Genomic DNA, 15,335 nt, shown 5'->3' on the forward strand with positions numbered 1-15,335 from the left:
CGCGCGGACCGGTCTGCCGGTCCGTCGGCAAAGGGGCGGTCATCGGGTGTTCTATGGTCGGTAAATCGGCACGCCGACGCCGTGTCCGATTCACGCGCGGTTCACGTGCGGCCCGGAATCTTTCGGTCACCGAAGCTCATCCTCTCCTCCAGGAGTGACCGTCATGTCGCTGTCCCGCCGGGACTTCGTGAACCGTTCGACCATGCTCGGGGCAGGCGTCCTGATCGCCGGCAGCGCCGAGGTGCTCGCCACCGCCCCCGGCGCGATCGCCGCCCCCGCGGGCGGTGACGCCGCGCTCGCCAAGGGCGGCCACACCGCGGTCGGCTACGGCGAGCTGGTCTCCGACCCCGAGGGCGTCCTGGCGCTGCCGAAGGGCTTCTCGTACGAGATCATCACCCGGACCGGCCGGACCACCCTGGTCACCGGCGAGTCCACCCCCAGCAACCACGACGGCACCGCCGCGTTCGAGGGCCGCCACGGCGCGACCCTGCTGGTCAACAACCACGAGCTGGCCGGCCCGCGCGCCAACTGGCCGCACCCCGTGCCGCTGCTGGAGGGCCACGTCTACGACCCGGCCGCGGCCGGCGGCTGCACCGTCGTCGAGGTCTCCGGCCTCGGCAACGGCCACGGCAACGGCCGCGGCGACGAGCACGGCAAGGGGCACGGGCACGGCAAGCGGCAGGTCCGCGAGTGGGTCGGCATCGCCGGCACCGCCACCAACTGCGCGGGTGGCGCCACCCCGTGGGGCACCTGGCTGACCTGCGAGGAGACCGAGGACAAGGCCGGTACCAACGGCTTCACCAAGGACCACGGCTACGTCTTCGAGGTCGACCCGCACGACCAGGACGCCAACCGCGACCCGCAGCCGATCAAGGCGTTCGGCCGGTTCGCGCACGAGGCCGTCGTCATCGACGAGAAGCGCGGCCACGCCTACCTGACCGAGGACGCGTCCAAGCCCAACGGCCTGCTCTACCGCTGGACCCCGCCGGCCGGCTTCAAGCACGGCAAGGGCAGGCTGCGCACGCTGGCCGCGGACGCGGGCGTGCTGGAGGCGCTGAAGGCGTTCGACGCCCAGGGCAAGCTGGTCGACGACCTGTCCCGGGCCACCAAGCCCGGCACCACGTACGGCGCCGACTGGGTCAAGGTGCAGGACCGGGACGCCCGCACCACCTCGATCCGCAAGCAGTTCAAGGACGGCGAGGTCACCCGGGCCCGCAAGCTCGAGGGCATGTGGTGGGGCGACAACGGCATCTACTTCGTCTCCTCGTTCGCCCGTGAGGAGTCGCCGCTCCAGCACGACGGCCAGGTCTGGTTCTACAACCCCGTCCGGCGCACCCTGACCCTGAAGGTCATCCTCGGCGTCAACAACGACATCTGGACCGACCAGGGCAACTTCGACGGCCCCGACAACATCACCGTCTCGCCCCACGGCGGCCTGATCATCGCCGAGGACGGCAACGGCCTCCAGCACCTGTTCGGCACCACCACCGACGGGCGGACGTACGCGCTGGCGCGCAACGAGCTCAACCTCGGGACGGAGGCGGCGCCCGAGTACAGCGAGTTCACCGGCGTGACCTTCTCGCACGACGGGCGGACGCTGTTCGCGAACATCCAGGAGCCGGGGATCATGCTGGCGATCACGGGGCCGTGGCACCGGATGTGACGCGGCGTTGACCGGTGGGGGTCCGTCCGGGGAGGGTTCTGCCCTCCGCGGGCGGACCTTGCCGTCGGCGGGGCGCGGGGTCTCAGTCGGGGAGGCGGAGCTGGAGCATGGCCAGCAGTCTCTGCTGGGGCTGGGTGAGGTCGAGGCCGGTGAGCTGTTCGGCCCGCCGGACGCGGTAGCGCAGGGTGTTGGGGTGGATGTGCAGGGCGTCCGCGGCGGTGCGGACCTCGCCGAGGGCGTCCAGGTAGGCGAGGACGGACTCGGCCAGGCGGGTGCGGTGCCGGGCGTCGTAGCCGGTGAGGGCGGTCAGCCGGGGGTCGCGCAGCTCGGGGCGGTCCTGGAGCAGGGCGAGCACCTCGGAGACCAGCACCTCGGCCTGCACGTCCTGGAGGGCGGCGACCTCCGGGACGACCCCGCCGCGGCCCATCGCGTCGAGGATCCGGTCGGCTTGGGCGCGGGAGGCCGGGACGTCCGCCAGGCCGGGGACGGTGGGGCCGATCGCGGCCCGCAGCGGGATGGAGAGGTGGTCGCGGGCCGCGTCCACGGTCTCCTGCGTCCAGTCGCGCAGGGTGGCGGGCGGCAGGCCGGGCGGGAGCTCGGGCAGCAGGACGTAGACCCGGGAGTCGACCGGCGCGAGCAGGGCGCCGCGGTGCCGGGCGGCGGTGTGCACCGAGATCAGGCCGGTGACCTCGTCGCGGGAGAGTTCGGCGTCCCGGCCGTCGGTGGCCGCGGGGGCGTAGGCGAGGACGGTGGCCGGGCGGCGCAGGTCCAGGCCGAGGTGGGTGGCCAGTGACTGCGGGCCGGTGGAGCCCTCCAGCAGGCCGGTCAGCAGGGTCTGGGTGAGCCGCGCGTCGGCCGACAACTCCCTTCGGCGGCGTACCAGTTGGCCGGCCGCGACCCGGGCGGCGCCGACCAGGGCCTGCTCGGCCGTCCCGGCCAGCGGGCCGGAGCCCTCCTGCACCCAGATCGTCCCGAGCGGCTGCGCGCCGGAGCGGATCGCGATGGCCAGCCGGCGCCGGATCCCCAGCTCCGGGTGGGCGGCGATCTCGATCGCGCCCTCGGAGCCGCGCAGGTGCGAGAAGACGCCCCACTCGCGGAGCTTGGCCAGGTACGGCTCCGGGCCCTGCCGGCCCAGGATGGACAGCCGGCGCAGGTCGTCCACCTCGTCGGTCTCCGAGGTGCGCGAGTAGGCCAGCACCCGGCTGGAGGTGTCCTCGATCGAGACGATGCCGCCGGTCAGCACGGCCACCGTCTGGGCCAGCGAGAACAGGTCGCCGGTGGCGGGCCCGCCGGGCCCGCCGGTGCCGTCCGGGTCCTCCGCGCCGGACAGCAGGGTGCGGGCCAGCGAGTCGAGGTGCTCCCAGCGGGTCTCCCGGCGCACCGACAGCAGCGCCACGCCCGCCTCGGTGGCGGCCTCGCGCAGCGCGTCCGCCTGGCCCGGCCCGTCCAGCTTGACCGCGACGGCGGCGGCCCTGGCCCGTCCGGCGGCGCGCAGCGCGGGCAGTGCGGCCCGGCCGCGGGCGCCGATCGCCAGCACGAGTTCGCCCGGCGCGGCGACCGGCGGGTCCTCCGGGTCGAGGATCGACACGTGCTGCACCGGGACGTCCAGGCCGGCGGGCGCGGCCTGCAGCTCGACCAGGGGTTCGCCGAGCGACATCAGCAGCTGGCGCAGCGGGAGGCCGGTCATGGGGCCCTCCGTGGGGCGATCGTGGGGTGTCGGGTGGGGGCGTTCGTGAGGTGTCGGTGGGGTGGCGGTGGGGTGTCGGGTGGGGCGTTCGCGGGGTGGCGTGGGGGCGTTCGTGGGGGCGGACAAGATCCGGGGGCCGAGTTTAGCCAGTCGGACAGGAAGCGGCCGCCGTGACCGCCGCGTGATGCTGTTCGTCCGGGCGGACAACGGCGAGCGGGGGAATTTGGCGGTGCGGCCAACACCTGCGGGCAGGAGCGGGGAATAGCGTTTCTTCACGGCCGGTGTGCGACCCTCACCGGCTCCCCATGACGAGAAGGAGAGCGTGCGCGCCATGGATGCTGTGACCCAGGTCCCCGCGCCGGTGAACGAGCCGGTCCACAGCTACGCCCCCGGCAGCCCCGAACGGGCCCGGCTGGAGGCCAAGCTGAAGGAGCTGGGCGGCCAGGGGCCGATCCAGCTCACCATGACGATCAACGGAGAGCAGCGCCTCGGCGGCGGCTCCGAGATCCACGTCGTGCAGCCGCACAACCACGCTGCCCGACTCGGCACGCTGCGCAACGCGACCCAGGACGACGCGCGCGAAGCCATCGACACCGCGCTGGCCGCCGCGCCGGCCTGGCAGGCGCTCTCCTTCGACTCCCGCGCCGCGATCTTCCTGCGCGCCGCGGACCTGCTGGCCGGGCCGTGGCGGGAGACCCTCGCCGCGGCCACCATGCTCGGCCAGTCGAAGACCGCCCAGCAGGCGGAGATCGACACCCCCTGCGAGCTGGTCGACTTCCTGCGCTTCAACGTGCACTTCGCCCGGCAGATCCTCGCCGAGCAGCCGGTCTCCTCGGACGGCGTGTGGAACCGCACCGACCACCGCCCGCTGGAGGGCTTCGTCTACGCGATCACCCCGTTCAACTTCACCGCGATCGCCGGCAACCTGCCGACCGCGCCCGCGCTGATGGGCAACGTGGTGATCTGGAAGCCGTCCCCCACCCAGCAGTTCGCCGCGCACTACCTGATGCGCCTGCTGGAGGCCGCGGGCCTGCCCAAGGGCGTCATCAACATGGTCACCGGCGACGGCCTGGCCGTCTCCGAGGTCGCCCTCGCGCACCCCGCGCTGGCCGGCATCCACTTCACCGGCTCCACCGCCACCTTCCAGCACCTGTGGCGCACCGTCGGCGAGAACATCGCCGGCTACCGCACCTACCCGCGGATCGTCGGCGAGACCGGCGGCAAGGACTTCCTGGTCGCCCACCCGTCCGCCGACAAGGCCGTGCTGAAGACCGCGATGACCCGCGGCGCTTTCGAGTTCCAGGGCCAGAAGTGCTCGGCGCTGTCCCGCGCGTACGTCCCGGCCTCGATCTGGTCCGAGATCAAGGACGACTTCCGCGACGAGGTCGAGTGGCTCACCATGGGCGACGTCACCGACCTGGCCAACTTCATGGGCGCCGTCATCGACGAGCGCTCCTTCGCCAAGAACAAGGCCGCGATCGACCGCGCCAAGGCCGACCCGCAGGTCGAGGTGCTGGCCGGCGGCACGTACGACGACTCGGTCGGCTGGTTCGTCCGCCCGACCGTGCTGGTCTGCCAGGACCCGGCCGCCGAGTACTTCCGCGACGAGTACTTCGGCCCGATCCTCGCCGTGCACGTCTACGCCGACGAGGACTACGACGCGATGCTCGCGCAGATGGAGTCGGTCTCCGCGTACGGCCTGACCGGCTCGATCATCGCCCAGGACCGCGAGGCCGTCGAGCACGCGATGCGCGTCCTGCGCAACGCGGCCGGCAACTTCTACATCAACGACAAGCCGACCGGCGCCGTCGTCGGCCAGCAGCCCTTCGGCGGCGGCCGGGCCTCCGGCACCAACGACAAGGCCGGCGCCAAGCAGAACCTGACGCGCTGGACGTCCACCCGCTCCATCAAGGAGACGTTCGTCCCGCCGACGGACTACCGCTACCCGCACATGGGCTGACCAGCCCTCCCGCGACGGCCGGCCACCACCCCCGGCCGGCCGTCGCCCCTCTTCGTTCCAGCTGATCCGCTTCGCCGGGAGTCCACGATGCTCCGTTCCGCCCTCCTCGCCGCCTCGCGCTCCCCGCAGGTGCGCACCATGGTCGAGAAGTTCCCGCCCACCCACGCGATCGTCGAGCGCTTCGTCGCCGGCGACCGGCTCGACCAGGGCGTGGCCGCCACCGAGAAGCTGGTGGCCAGCGGCCGCAAGGTCACCCTCGACCACCTCGGCGAGGACACCAAGGACGCCGACCAGGCCGCCGGCACCGCCCTCGCCTACGAGCACCTGCTGACCGCCCTCAAGGAGACCGGCCTCGCCGCGAACGCCGAGGTCTCGGTCAAGCTCTCCGCGGTCGGCCAGTTCCTCCCCGTGGACGGCGAGAAGATCGCGCTGGAGAACGCCCGCCGGATCTGCGAGGCCGCCGCCGACGCCGGCACCACGGTGACCCTCGACATGGAGGACCACACCACCACCGACTCGACCCTCGCCATCGCCCGCGAACTGCGCGCCGACTTCCCGTGGCTGGGCGTCGTCCTCCAGGCGTACCTGCGCCGCACCGAGGCCGACTGCCGCGACCTCGCCCACGAGGGCTCGCGGGTGCGCATCTGCAAGGGCGCCTACAAGGAGCCCGAGTCGGTCGCCTTCCAGGGCAAGCGGGACGTCGACCTCGCGTACGTCCGCGCGCTCAAGGTCCTGATGGCGGGCGAGGGCTACCCGATGGTGGCCTCGCACGACCCCAACATGATCAAGATCGCCGGGCAGCTCGCCGAGTGGAACAAGCGCGACGTCTCCTCGTTCGAGTACCAGATGCTCTACGGCATCCGCCCCGAGGAGCAGCTCCGCCTCGCCGAGGCCGGCAACACCATGCGGGTCTACCTCCCCTACGGCCAGGAGTGGTACGGCTACTTCATGCGCCGCCTCGCGGAGCGCCCCGCCAACCTGACCTTCTTCCTGCGCGCGATGGCCACCCGGGGCTGAGCCGTCGTCTTTCCGTTCCCGAGGGCCCGCGGCATCCTGTCGCGGGCCCTTAGGGCGTTCGGGGAGGTTCTTCGGGGAGGTCGTCCGCTCAGCGGACGACCGGGGTGCGGCCGGAGCGCCAGTCGGTGATCCGTTTGCGGATGCTGGGGACCATCGGCAGGTCGTCGGTCTGCTGCGGGGTGAACCAGGCGACCTCGAACGACTCGTCGGAGACACGTAGTTCGCCGCCCAGTGGCCGTCCGACCAGGCAGATGCTGAACTCCTGGCGGACCTCGCCGTCGTCGTACGCGAAGACGTGGCCCGGGTCGGTGTAGGTGCCGACGATTCCGGTGATCTCGATGTCGAGCCCGGTCTCCTCCCGGGTCTCCCGGATGCCGCAGTCGGCGAGCGACTCGCCCAACTCCATCGTGCCGCCGGGCAGTGCCCACATGCCGTTGTCGGTACGGCGTTGCAGCAGGACGCGGCCGGCGTCGTCCACGACCACCACCGAGGCGGCCGGGACGAGGCTGTTGGGCTTCGGGGCGTTCGGGTCGTCCTCGTAGTCACGCCTGGGCACGTGCTGCCTCCGGAGTCGTCCACACGTCGCGGCCGGATCCTACCGGGCAGCGGCGGGGTGACGATCACGTCGCTTCGGGCTCGGCGCTTCGGCGCGGGCCCTGCGGGCTAGGCTGGTCCGCATGATCACGGCGGTGGTGTTCGACATCGGTGAGACGCTGACCAGCGACACCCGTTACTGGGCGGACTGGGCCCGGTGGCTGGGCGTTCCGACGCACACGATGTCGGCGCTCGTCGGGCACGTTCTCGCGCAGGGCATCGACAACGCAGAGGCGATTCGCCTGATCCGCCCCGGATGTGACATCCCGGCGGAGTGGCGCGCCCGCCAGGCCGTCGGGCAGGGCGACCACCTGGAGGAGTCCGACCTGTACCCGGACGTCCGCCCTGCGCTGCGACAACTGCGCGATGCCGGGGCCTGGGTGGGCATCGCGGGCAACCAGAACGCGGCCGTCGCCGACCTGCTGCGGGGGCTCGATCTGCCCGCCGATGCCATCGCCACCAGCGGCGAGTGGGGCGTCTCGAAGCCGAGCCCGGAGTTCTTCGAGCGGATCGCCGAGTGGGCTCCAGGCGATCGGCGGCAGATCGTCTACGTCGGGGACCACCCGGCCAACGATGTCGCCCCTGCCCGCGAGGCCGGTCTGCGGGCCGCGCACCTGCGGCGGGGCCCGATCGGGTTGACCACCACCGCACCGGATGCCGACTGGACGGTCGATTCGCTGGCAGAGCTCGCCAACCTGATTGGCCGTCAACTCCGGTGAGCCACCACCCAGCTGGACCGTGGCGGTTCTGCACCCGAGACCATGACAGCGGCGGTACTGTGCCGACATGCCCGTCGCCACCGCTACTCACCTCGGGTACCGCGTAGCTGCCGCCCGCGCTGCCGCTGGCCTTACCCGCCGAGAGGTTTACGAGGCTTCCGGTGTCTCCGTCAGCATGATCCGCCAAGTCGAGAGCGGCACCCGGACGCCGAGCGACGCCGTGCTTGATGTCCTCGCCCGGGCCCTACGCACAACCCCGGAGCAGTTGGCCGACGGGCCGGGCCGCACCGACTCCCGCGTGCACCGGGCGATCCCTGCGTTGCAGGCCGCGATCGCCTCGTACGATCTGCCGGAGGACGGGCCGGTGCGACTGCTGCGCAACCTCGGTGTGGCAGTGGAGGAGATGACCGTGGCCCGGGTCAACTCCCAGTACAGCTACCTCGTGGAGCGGATCCCGGCGCTGCTGGAGGAACTCTTCCGTGCCGTCCACCAGGCTGCAGAAGGAGTTGACCGCCGACAGGCGGGTCGCTTGCTCGCGCTGGCCGTTCGAAGTGCTGACGCTGCGGCCTACAAGTACGGCTACCACGACCTGTCGGCCCGCTTGGTCGAGCTGATGCGCTGGGCCGCTGGCATCGCCGAGGATCCGGCGCTGGACGCCGCTGCCGCCTACGTCCGAACCGAGGTCTATTTCGCCACCGACCAACTCGGTACGGGCTTGCGCGCACTGCAGCAGGCCGCCGACCGCATGCCGGCGCCCACGACGATGCCGCTGGCTGCCGCAACCGTCGCCCTGCACATGCGGGCCGCCGTCGTGGCCGGCCGGGCGGCCGATGTCGAAAGCGCGCGGCTGCACCTGACCGAGGCCGAGCGTCTGGTGCACGGTGTTCCAGAGCGGCTGTACGACGGGACCGCAGTCGGACCGGCGTCGATGCGCATCCATCGGCTTGCGGTGGCGGTCGAGCTGGGCGACTCGGCCGACCTCGGCCGTGCGGTGGCAGAGGCCGGCCGCTGGGTTCCGCCCCGGGACCTGCCTGCCGAGCGCAGGAGCCACTACTACATCGACCTGGGCCGCGCGCAGACAGCACTGGGTCGCCCCCAGCATGCCCGGGAATCCTTGCTCGTCGCCCGTCGCATCGCCCCCCAACACGTCCGTGAGCACGGGCAGGTCCGGACGGAACTGGCCACCTTGGTACGGCTCACCCGTGGCCGCGACGAGGAGCTGTTGGCGATGGCCCGCTGGGCGAAGGCGGTCTAACGAGTGACACAGGTTGTGTCACTTCCCGCCCTTCCGTGCGGGGATCGTAGAGGACGTGACAGCGACATCGCCCGGCCAGGATATGAGTCCTGCACGCCTCCACGGAGAGGCATGCATCGTCTGCGGCTCGACCGAGCCTCCGCTCCGTCCTAACGGAACCATCACTCTGCCCGGCGTTCATGGAGTGGTGCACGACTTCGACACCGTGGTGTGCATCGCCCACTCGGAGGTCGGCCGTGACCGGTGACCTCGACATCAAGCAACCGATGGCAGCGGTGTACCAGTGCACTGCTTCGATCCCAGGCGTCATGGCCGAGCACACCTACCCCACGGTGACTGCCGCCGGACAGGCCCTGTGGGCCGTGCTCCGGACGTTGCCGTTGGGGTGGGACCAGGCCGAGGCGTACCGAGTGCTGCTGCACGACCCCGGGATGTTGGCGGGGCATCTGGCGCGGGGGCCGCAGCGGTTGGCGTTCACGATGGGCGGGCGCAGTCGCGAGGTTCGTCTCGCCTACACCGGATGAGCGGCGTCGCCCGGTCGCCGGGACTTGTGGGCGGAGTTCCGTGCTGCCGCCTGTGCCGGGGCGGTCAGTGGGGGAGGGCGGGCCAGGGTGGGGTGAGGTGCATGAGCCAGATGTCGTACTCCTCGGTGGTGACGGCGAGGGCGGTGCGGCCGTCGGGGGAGAGGGCGATGAATTCGGGTTGGTCGGGGTGGTCGCCGAGCAGGGCGGCGAGGTGGGCGCCGAGGTGGTGGCGGACGGGGGCCCAGTCGAGGTGGCCGAGGCCGCGGGCGCCGATGTTCAGGAGGAAGGTGCCGTTGGGTGCGAACAGGCCGGTGGTGCGGGCGAGTTGGAGCCAGATGCGGTCGGTTGCGGTGGCGGGGTCGGGGGAGTCGAGCGGGACGGTGCGGGTGGGGGTGGCCTCGAAGGCGGCGGCGCGCTGCCAGAGGGCGCCCGGGGTGGGGAGGGTGGTGGTGGGTGGCCGGGGAGGGAGCGGGGCGAGGCCGCAGGCGGAGATCAGGCGGGTGAGCGGGTCGCCCGGCGGGGTGGTGTCGAGGGCGGTGCGGACGGCCGTGCGGAGGTCCGCTTCGGTGGTGTCGGCCTCCTCCATGGCGGCGAAGAGGGTGTCGAGCGCCTCGGCGAGCCGTCCGGCGGGGCGTTCGCCGGCGGCCAGTGCGGCGCGTCGGGAGGCGTACCAGGTGCGGCGGAATTCGGTTGTGGAGAGCCGGAGTTCGAGGAAGCCGGACATCAGGGCGTACTGGCGGGCGGTGTGGGTGTCGGGGAAGACGGACAGGTCGGCGTGGGTGGTGAGGGCCGGTGGGCGGTCGGGGGTGGTGGGCACAGCGGCTCCAGGGGTCAGGGGTGGAGGGCGCGGAAGGTAGCGAGGGCGAGGGGCAGGTCGTGGTGGGCGGGGTCGTCGGCGGGGAGGGTGGGGAGGAGGCCGGCGGTGAAGGACTCGGCGGCGGTGAGCAGGGCGTGGGTCAGGACGGCGGTCGTCGTGGTGCCGAGCGGGCGGCGGTCCGGGGCGGTGACGGTGACCAGGCCGCGGTGGAGGGTGAAGGAGAGGCGGAAGGACGAGTCGGCGGGGCGGAAGGTGGTGGTGCCGTGGCGGCGGGAGAGCAGGAAGCGCACCTCGTCGAGCAGGCCGGGGACGGCGAGGACGAGCATCATGCCCTGGTCGGGGGTGTGGCCGGCGGAGGTGGTGGAGCCCTCGGGGCCGGTGAACGCCAGGTCGCAGAGGTCGAAGCCGCTGGGGGCGCCCTGGCCGGGGCGGACCGCGAAGCGGAAGGCGACGGAGGGTGGCGGGGCGGCGGGCATGGGGGAACGCTAGCGGGAAGTGGGTTGGGAAGGATGGGAGTTGGGAGGGGAGGGGGCGGAGGGGAGGGGTGCTGTGGTTGAAAAGCACGCAGCGGCACGGACCTTCGGTGGGCTCCGGTCGTCAGCAGCTCGGCCCCGCCGTTCCTCGGCCTCCTGATCGTGCCTGCTCAGGTGTCGGTGCGGCCGATGAGGAACTGGACGTGGGTGGGGCGGTTCCGGGTGCGGGCGGGGGCGGCGAGGGTTTCGGCGAGGGAGGTGAACTCTTCTTGGAGGAAGTGGAGTTCGGCGGGGGAGAGGGCGGTCAGGTCGGTGAAGGTGATCAGGGGGGTGCGGTCGGGGTCCTCGTGCAGGCCGCCGAAGAGGGAGTCGTCCAGGGCGTCCCAGCTCCGGCCGCGGCCATGCAGTGGCGGGTCGAGGGGGAGGGTGCGGCTGATGGCGTCGAAGAGGTCGTCCAGGGAGGTAACGGCGCTGGTGTCGACGCGGTGGTGGCGGGTGGGTGCGCGGGCGGCGAGGACGCGGGGGAGGTCGTCCGGGTGCGCGATGGTGACGGGGGCGGGGGCGAAATGTCCGGCGCGCCAGGCCGGGAAGGGGGGTCGGGGGGCGGTGCGGGAGCCGGAGGTCTTCAGTGCGGTGGCGAACTCGCGTGCCAGGGTGGTGAGTTGGGCGTGCAGTTGGTCGTACGGGTGGTGTTCGGTGCTGGGGGAGGGCACCCAGGTGGTGCGGGAGGTGCAGTGGACGGTGACCAGGTCGGGGGTGGGGAAGGTGAAGGTCAGGGTGCGTTCCAGGCCCTGGGGGTAGAGGTCCAGGGTGTGCGGGGTGCGGTCGTGGAAGGCGGTGAGCAGCTGGTCGAGCCCTTCCAGGAACGCGGAGAGGTCGTAGGGGACGTCGAAGTGCCAGGGCGCGCCGAAGCCGCCCGCCTCGGCGGCCGCGTCGGTGGCGGCGAGGTCGGCGCAGCCGATCAGGGCGAGGACGGGGTAGTCGTACGGCGGTTCGTCGAACGGGTCGAGCGCCTCCGGCGGGGCCGGGGCGGTGGGCGGCCGGAGGCGGACGTGGAAGCGGTGGCGGTCGTCCGGGGGCACGTCAGAGCATCGCGGCGGCGGGCTTGACCATGCTGCGGGCGGTCTTGGCGTTGACGTACTCGCCGAGGGCGGTCATCACCCACTCGCCGGAGAACTGGCGGACGAGCTTGCACATGGCGACGCCGGTGTGCGGCTCGGACTGGGCCAGGTCGAAGCGGACGAGTTCCTGTTCGGTGGCGGTGTCGACCAGGCGGCAGTAGGCGTTCTTGATGTCGGTGAACTTCTGCCCGGAGAAGGAGTTGACCACGAAGACCAGGCCGCAGACCTCGGCGGGCAGGCCGGCCAGGTGGACGGTGATCGCCTCGTCGTCGCCGCCGCCCTTGCCGGTGAGGTTGTCGCCGGAGTGGGCGATGGCGCCGTTGAAGATGGAGAGCTTCATGAACCAGGCGGTGTCGAGCTTCTCGCGCCGGGCGTCGAAGGCGATCACGGACGCGTCGAGGTCGATGTTGCGGCCGTGGCCGGCGGGCTCCCAGCCGAGGCCCATCCGGACCGAGGAGAGGAACGGCTTCCCGCCCTTCTCCAGCGAGACCGAGCCGCCCTTGACCAGGTTGACCCGGCCCTTGTCGAGGGTGATCTTCCCGACGGCGGGCGAGCCGGACGGCATGGGCGGCGGTGTACCGGGCGCCTGGGGCTGGGCCGGGGCCTGGGGCGCCGCGGCGCCGCGCGGGGCGCTGTCGGGCCGCGGCGGGGCGGCCGGCGGAGCGGCGGGCGGGGCCGGCGGGGCGGCCGCGGTGGTGGCGGCGGCCGGGGGCGCGTCCTCGACCGAGACGCCGAAGTCGGTGGCGATGCCGGCCAGCCCGTCGGCGTACCCCTGGCCGACGGCGCGGACCTTCCACTCGGCGCCGCGCCGGTAGACCTCGACGACGACCAGGGCGGTCTCCCGGGACAGCCGGGGCGGGGTGAAGGTGAACAGCTCCCGGCCGGTGTCGGCGTCCCGGAGCGTCGCGGTGGGCTCGGTGCCGGCGAAGGTGGCCCGCTGGTCGTCGAGCGAGGCGGTCACCACGATCCGGGTGATCTCGCCGGGCACGGCCGCGGTGTCCACCGTGATCGCGTCGGCGGTGCCGCCGCCCGCCGGGCGGTGCGTGACGCCGGGGCCCTGCGGGGCGTTGAAGAAGACGAAGTCGGCGTCCGAACGGACCTTCCCGGCCGCGGTCAGCAGTAGCCCGGACACGTCCAGCCGCTTGGGCGCGGTGACCTCGATCACGACCCGGGCCGACCCCAGGGGGGCGTTGCCGCCCTGCACCAGAACAGCCGTCACGTGCTCCTCCTCGAATCGCCGCCGCCTCCACCAGCCTAGCCAAACCGCCCCGCCCGGCGGGGTACGCCGCGAGCGAATCGGACGCCCGTCCGCTTGCCCGGCCGGGGCGGCCTCGGCGAGCATGCGGACATGCCAGCACTACAACGCTCCGAAGCAACTGTCCGTGCCCGCCTGCTGGAGGTCGACGGCTACCGCGTCGACCTCGACCTCACCGGCGGCCCGGACCGGTTCGCCAGCACCACCGAGATCCGGTTCCGGTGCGCCGAACCCGGCGCCGACAGCTTCGTCGACGTCGACCCCGCCGTCCTGCGGCGCGCCGTCCTGAACGGGAAGCCGCTGGACACCGCCGCCCTGGACGGCAACCGGCTCGCGCTGCCCGGCCTGCGCGCGGAGAACGAACTGCTCGTCGAGGCCGAGATGCGCTACTCGCGCACCGGCGAGGGCCTGCACCGCTACACCGACCCGGCCGACGGCGCGGTGTACGTGTACGCCACCTGCGGGCCCGACCTGGCGGCCAAGGTGTTCGCCTGCTTCGACCAGCCCGACCTGAAGGCGCCGATCACGCTGGCCGTCACCGCCCCCGCGGACTGGACCGTGGTCGGCAACGGCGCCAAGGTCCGTGGTGAGGACGGCAGTTGGGAGTTCGCACCGACCAAGCCGATCTCCACCTACCTGTTCACCGTGGTCGGCGGCCCGCTGCACTCGGTGCACGGCGAGCACGACGGCATCCCGCTGGGCCTGCACGCCCGCCGCTCGCTGGCCGCCGAACTCGACCGCGAGGCACCCGAGTTGTTCGAGGTGACGGCCGCCTCGCTGGACCGGCTGCACCAACTCTTCGACGAGCGCTACCCGTTCGGCGACTACCACCAGGCGTTCGTCCCCGAGTTCAACTGGGGCGCGATGGAGAACCCCGGCTGCGTGGTCTTCCGCGACGAGATGCTGTTCCGCTCCCCGGCCACCGACGCCGAACGGGAACGCCGCGCCATGGTGGTCTGCCACGAGATGGCCCACATGTGGTTCGGCGACCTGGTCACCATGCGCTGGTGGGACGACCTGTGGCTGAACGAGTCCTTCGCCGAGATGCTCGGCTACCGGATCGCCGCCGAGGCCACCCGCTTCACCGGCGCCTGGACCGGCTTCTCCGTCCAGCGCAAGGGCTGGGGCTACGACGCCGACCAGCGCGGCTCCACCCACCCCGTGGCGGGCAACGGCACCCGCTCGGTCGCCGAGGCGATGGTCAACTTCGACGGCATCTCCTACGCCAAGGGCGCCTCCGCGCTGCGCCAGCTCGTCGCCTGGCTCGGCGACGACGCCTTCTTCGCCGGACTCAACGCCTACTTCGCCGACCACCTCTACGGCAACGCCGAACTCCCGGACTTCCTCGCCGCGTTGAGCGCCAGCAGCGGCCGCGACGTGCCCGGCTGGGCGGACGCCTGGCTGCGCACCAGCGGCGTCGACACGCTGCGCGCCGAGACCGAGCGCGCCGCCGACGGCACCCTGACCGCGCTGACCGTCGTCAACGAGGGCAGCCGCCCGCACCTGGTCGAGGTCGGCGGCTACCGCACCGAGGACGGCCGGCTCGTCCCGGTCGGCCGCGTCCCCGTCGAACTCGGCCCCGGCCGCCGGGTCGCCGTCCCCGCCCTGGTCGAGGCCGGCGCGACCCTGGTCGTCCCCAACGACGGCGACCTCACCTGGGCCAAGATCCGCCTCGACGAGGGCTCCTGGCGGGCGGTCGGCGAATCGCTGTCCACCCTCGCGGACGACGTCACCCGCGCCGTCCTGTGGGAGCACGCCCGCGACCTCGTCCGGGACGCCGAACTCGACCCCGCCGCGTACCTCGACCTGATGGAACGCCACCTGCCCGCCGAGACCTCCGACAGCATCGTCGAGACCGTCCTCGCCTTCGCCCGCGTCCACGTGGCCGGCCGCTACCTGCCCGCCGACCGCCGCGCCGAGGGCTTGGCCGTCGTCAGCCGCACCGCCCGCGCCCTGCTGGCGGGCGGCGGCAGCGAGGGCATCCGGCTGGCCGCGCTGCGCACCGCCGTCGAGAGCAGCGGCGGAACCGGGCAACTCGCCGAACTGCGCGGCTGGTTGGCGGGCGAAGGGGTGCCGGACGGGCTGACCGTCGGACCGGAACTGCGCTGGGCCGGGCTGGCCCGGCTGGCCGCGCTCGGCGAGATCGACGCGGACCGGATCGCCGCCGAGGAGGCCCGGGAACCGGGCAGCGAAGCCGAGTTCGGCGCGGCGCGTGCCTTGGCCGCCCGGCCCGGCGAAGCGGCCAAGGCC

At 72.8% G+C, this 15,335-nt stretch carries 13 protein-coding genes; 7 read left to right on the forward strand and 6 right to left on the reverse strand.

Annotated features, from left to right (window positions below; all coding sequences use genetic code 11):
* Positions 1 to 163: 163 nt before the first annotated feature.
* Complete coding sequence (locus tag ACFUEL_RS07180) at positions 164 to 1,663, forward strand: alkaline phosphatase PhoX (protein WP_380235036.1); 1,500 nt, start codon at positions 164 to 166, stop codon at positions 1,661 to 1,663.
* Positions 1,664 to 1,745: 82 nt separating this feature from the next.
* On the opposite strand, the gene ACFUEL_RS07185 is transcribed toward ACFUEL_RS07180, so the two are convergent.
* The gene (locus ACFUEL_RS07185; protein ID WP_380235037.1) at positions 1,746 to 3,350 is read right to left on the reverse strand and encodes a PucR family transcriptional regulator; all 1,605 of its coding nucleotides are present in this window, start codon (positions 3,348 to 3,350) and stop codon (positions 1,746 to 1,748) included.
* A gap of 331 nt (positions 3,351 to 3,681) precedes the next feature.
* Here ACFUEL_RS07185 and pruA point away from each other — a divergent pair, with 331 nt between their 5' ends.
* Both pruA and ACFUEL_RS07195 read left to right on the forward strand, forming a co-directional pair.
* Positions 3,682 to 5,310, forward strand: a complete 1,629-nt coding sequence (gene pruA, locus ACFUEL_RS07190; protein ID WP_380235038.1) for an L-glutamate gamma-semialdehyde dehydrogenase — start codon at positions 3,682 to 3,684, stop codon at positions 5,308 to 5,310.
* Between the two features lie 87 nt (positions 5,311 to 5,397).
* Complete coding sequence (locus ACFUEL_RS07195; RefSeq protein WP_380235039.1) at positions 5,398 to 6,327, forward strand: proline dehydrogenase family protein; 930 nt, start codon at positions 5,398 to 5,400, stop codon at positions 6,325 to 6,327.
* Between the two features lie 88 nt (positions 6,328 to 6,415).
* Here the strand turns inward: ACFUEL_RS07195 and ACFUEL_RS07200 are convergent, their stop codons facing one another.
* Complete coding sequence (locus tag ACFUEL_RS07200) at positions 6,416 to 6,883, reverse strand: NUDIX domain-containing protein (RefSeq protein WP_380235040.1); 468 nt, start codon at positions 6,881 to 6,883, stop codon at positions 6,416 to 6,418.
* Between the two features lie 121 nt (positions 6,884 to 7,004).
* On the opposite strand from ACFUEL_RS07200, the gene ACFUEL_RS07205 reads away from it, so the two are divergent.
* From ACFUEL_RS07205 to ACFUEL_RS07215, 3 genes are all read left to right on the forward strand, one after another.
* Positions 7,005 to 7,640: an HAD family hydrolase gene (locus ACFUEL_RS07205; RefSeq protein ID WP_380235041.1), complete on the forward strand. Its 636-nt coding sequence runs from the start codon at positions 7,005 to 7,007 to the stop codon at positions 7,638 to 7,640.
* 67 nt (positions 7,641 to 7,707) lie between these two features.
* Positions 7,708 to 8,895 (forward strand): helix-turn-helix domain-containing protein, encoded by a 1,188-nt coding sequence (locus ACFUEL_RS07210; RefSeq protein WP_380235042.1) that lies wholly within the window; start codon positions 7,708 to 7,710, stop codon positions 8,893 to 8,895.
* Positions 8,896 to 9,131: 236 nt separating this feature from the next.
* Positions 9,132 to 9,419: a hypothetical protein gene (locus ACFUEL_RS07215; protein WP_380235044.1), complete on the forward strand. Its 288-nt coding sequence runs from the start codon at positions 9,132 to 9,134 to the stop codon at positions 9,417 to 9,419.
* A gap of 64 nt (positions 9,420 to 9,483) precedes the next feature.
* On the opposite strand, the gene ACFUEL_RS07220 is transcribed toward ACFUEL_RS07215, so the two are convergent.
* The 4 genes from ACFUEL_RS07220 to ACFUEL_RS07235 all read right to left on the reverse strand — a co-directional run bounded on the left by ACFUEL_RS07220 (position 9,484) and on the right by ACFUEL_RS07235 (position 13,037).
* Positions 9,484 to 10,236, reverse strand: a complete 753-nt coding sequence (locus tag ACFUEL_RS07220) for a hypothetical protein (RefSeq protein WP_380235045.1) — start codon at positions 10,234 to 10,236, stop codon at positions 9,484 to 9,486.
* A gap of 14 nt (positions 10,237 to 10,250) precedes the next feature.
* Positions 10,251 to 10,712 carry a hypothetical protein gene (locus tag ACFUEL_RS07225; protein ID WP_380235047.1) on the reverse strand — a complete coding sequence of 154 codons (462 nt, stop codon included), beginning with the start codon at positions 10,710 to 10,712 and terminating at the stop codon, positions 10,251 to 10,253.
* Positions 10,713 to 10,879: 167 nt separating this feature from the next.
* Positions 10,880 to 11,791: a hypothetical protein gene (locus tag ACFUEL_RS07230; protein ID WP_380235048.1), complete on the reverse strand. Its 912-nt coding sequence runs from the start codon at positions 11,789 to 11,791 to the stop codon at positions 10,880 to 10,882.
* A gap of 1 nt (position 11,792) precedes the next feature.
* Positions 11,793 to 13,037, reverse strand: a complete 1,245-nt coding sequence (locus ACFUEL_RS07235; RefSeq protein ID WP_380235050.1) for a TerD family protein — start codon at positions 13,035 to 13,037, stop codon at positions 11,793 to 11,795.
* 141 nt (positions 13,038 to 13,178) lie between these two features.
* Between ACFUEL_RS07235 and pepN the strand changes: the two genes are divergently transcribed.
* On the forward strand, positions 13,179 to 15,335 hold a 2,157-nt coding region (pepN, locus tag ACFUEL_RS07240; protein ID WP_380235049.1), incomplete at its 3' end, for an aminopeptidase N.

This window comes from Kitasatospora sp. NPDC057198, from assembly GCF_042670125.1.
Taxonomy (GTDB): domain Bacteria; phylum Actinomycetota; class Actinomycetes; order Streptomycetales; family Streptomycetaceae; genus Kitasatospora.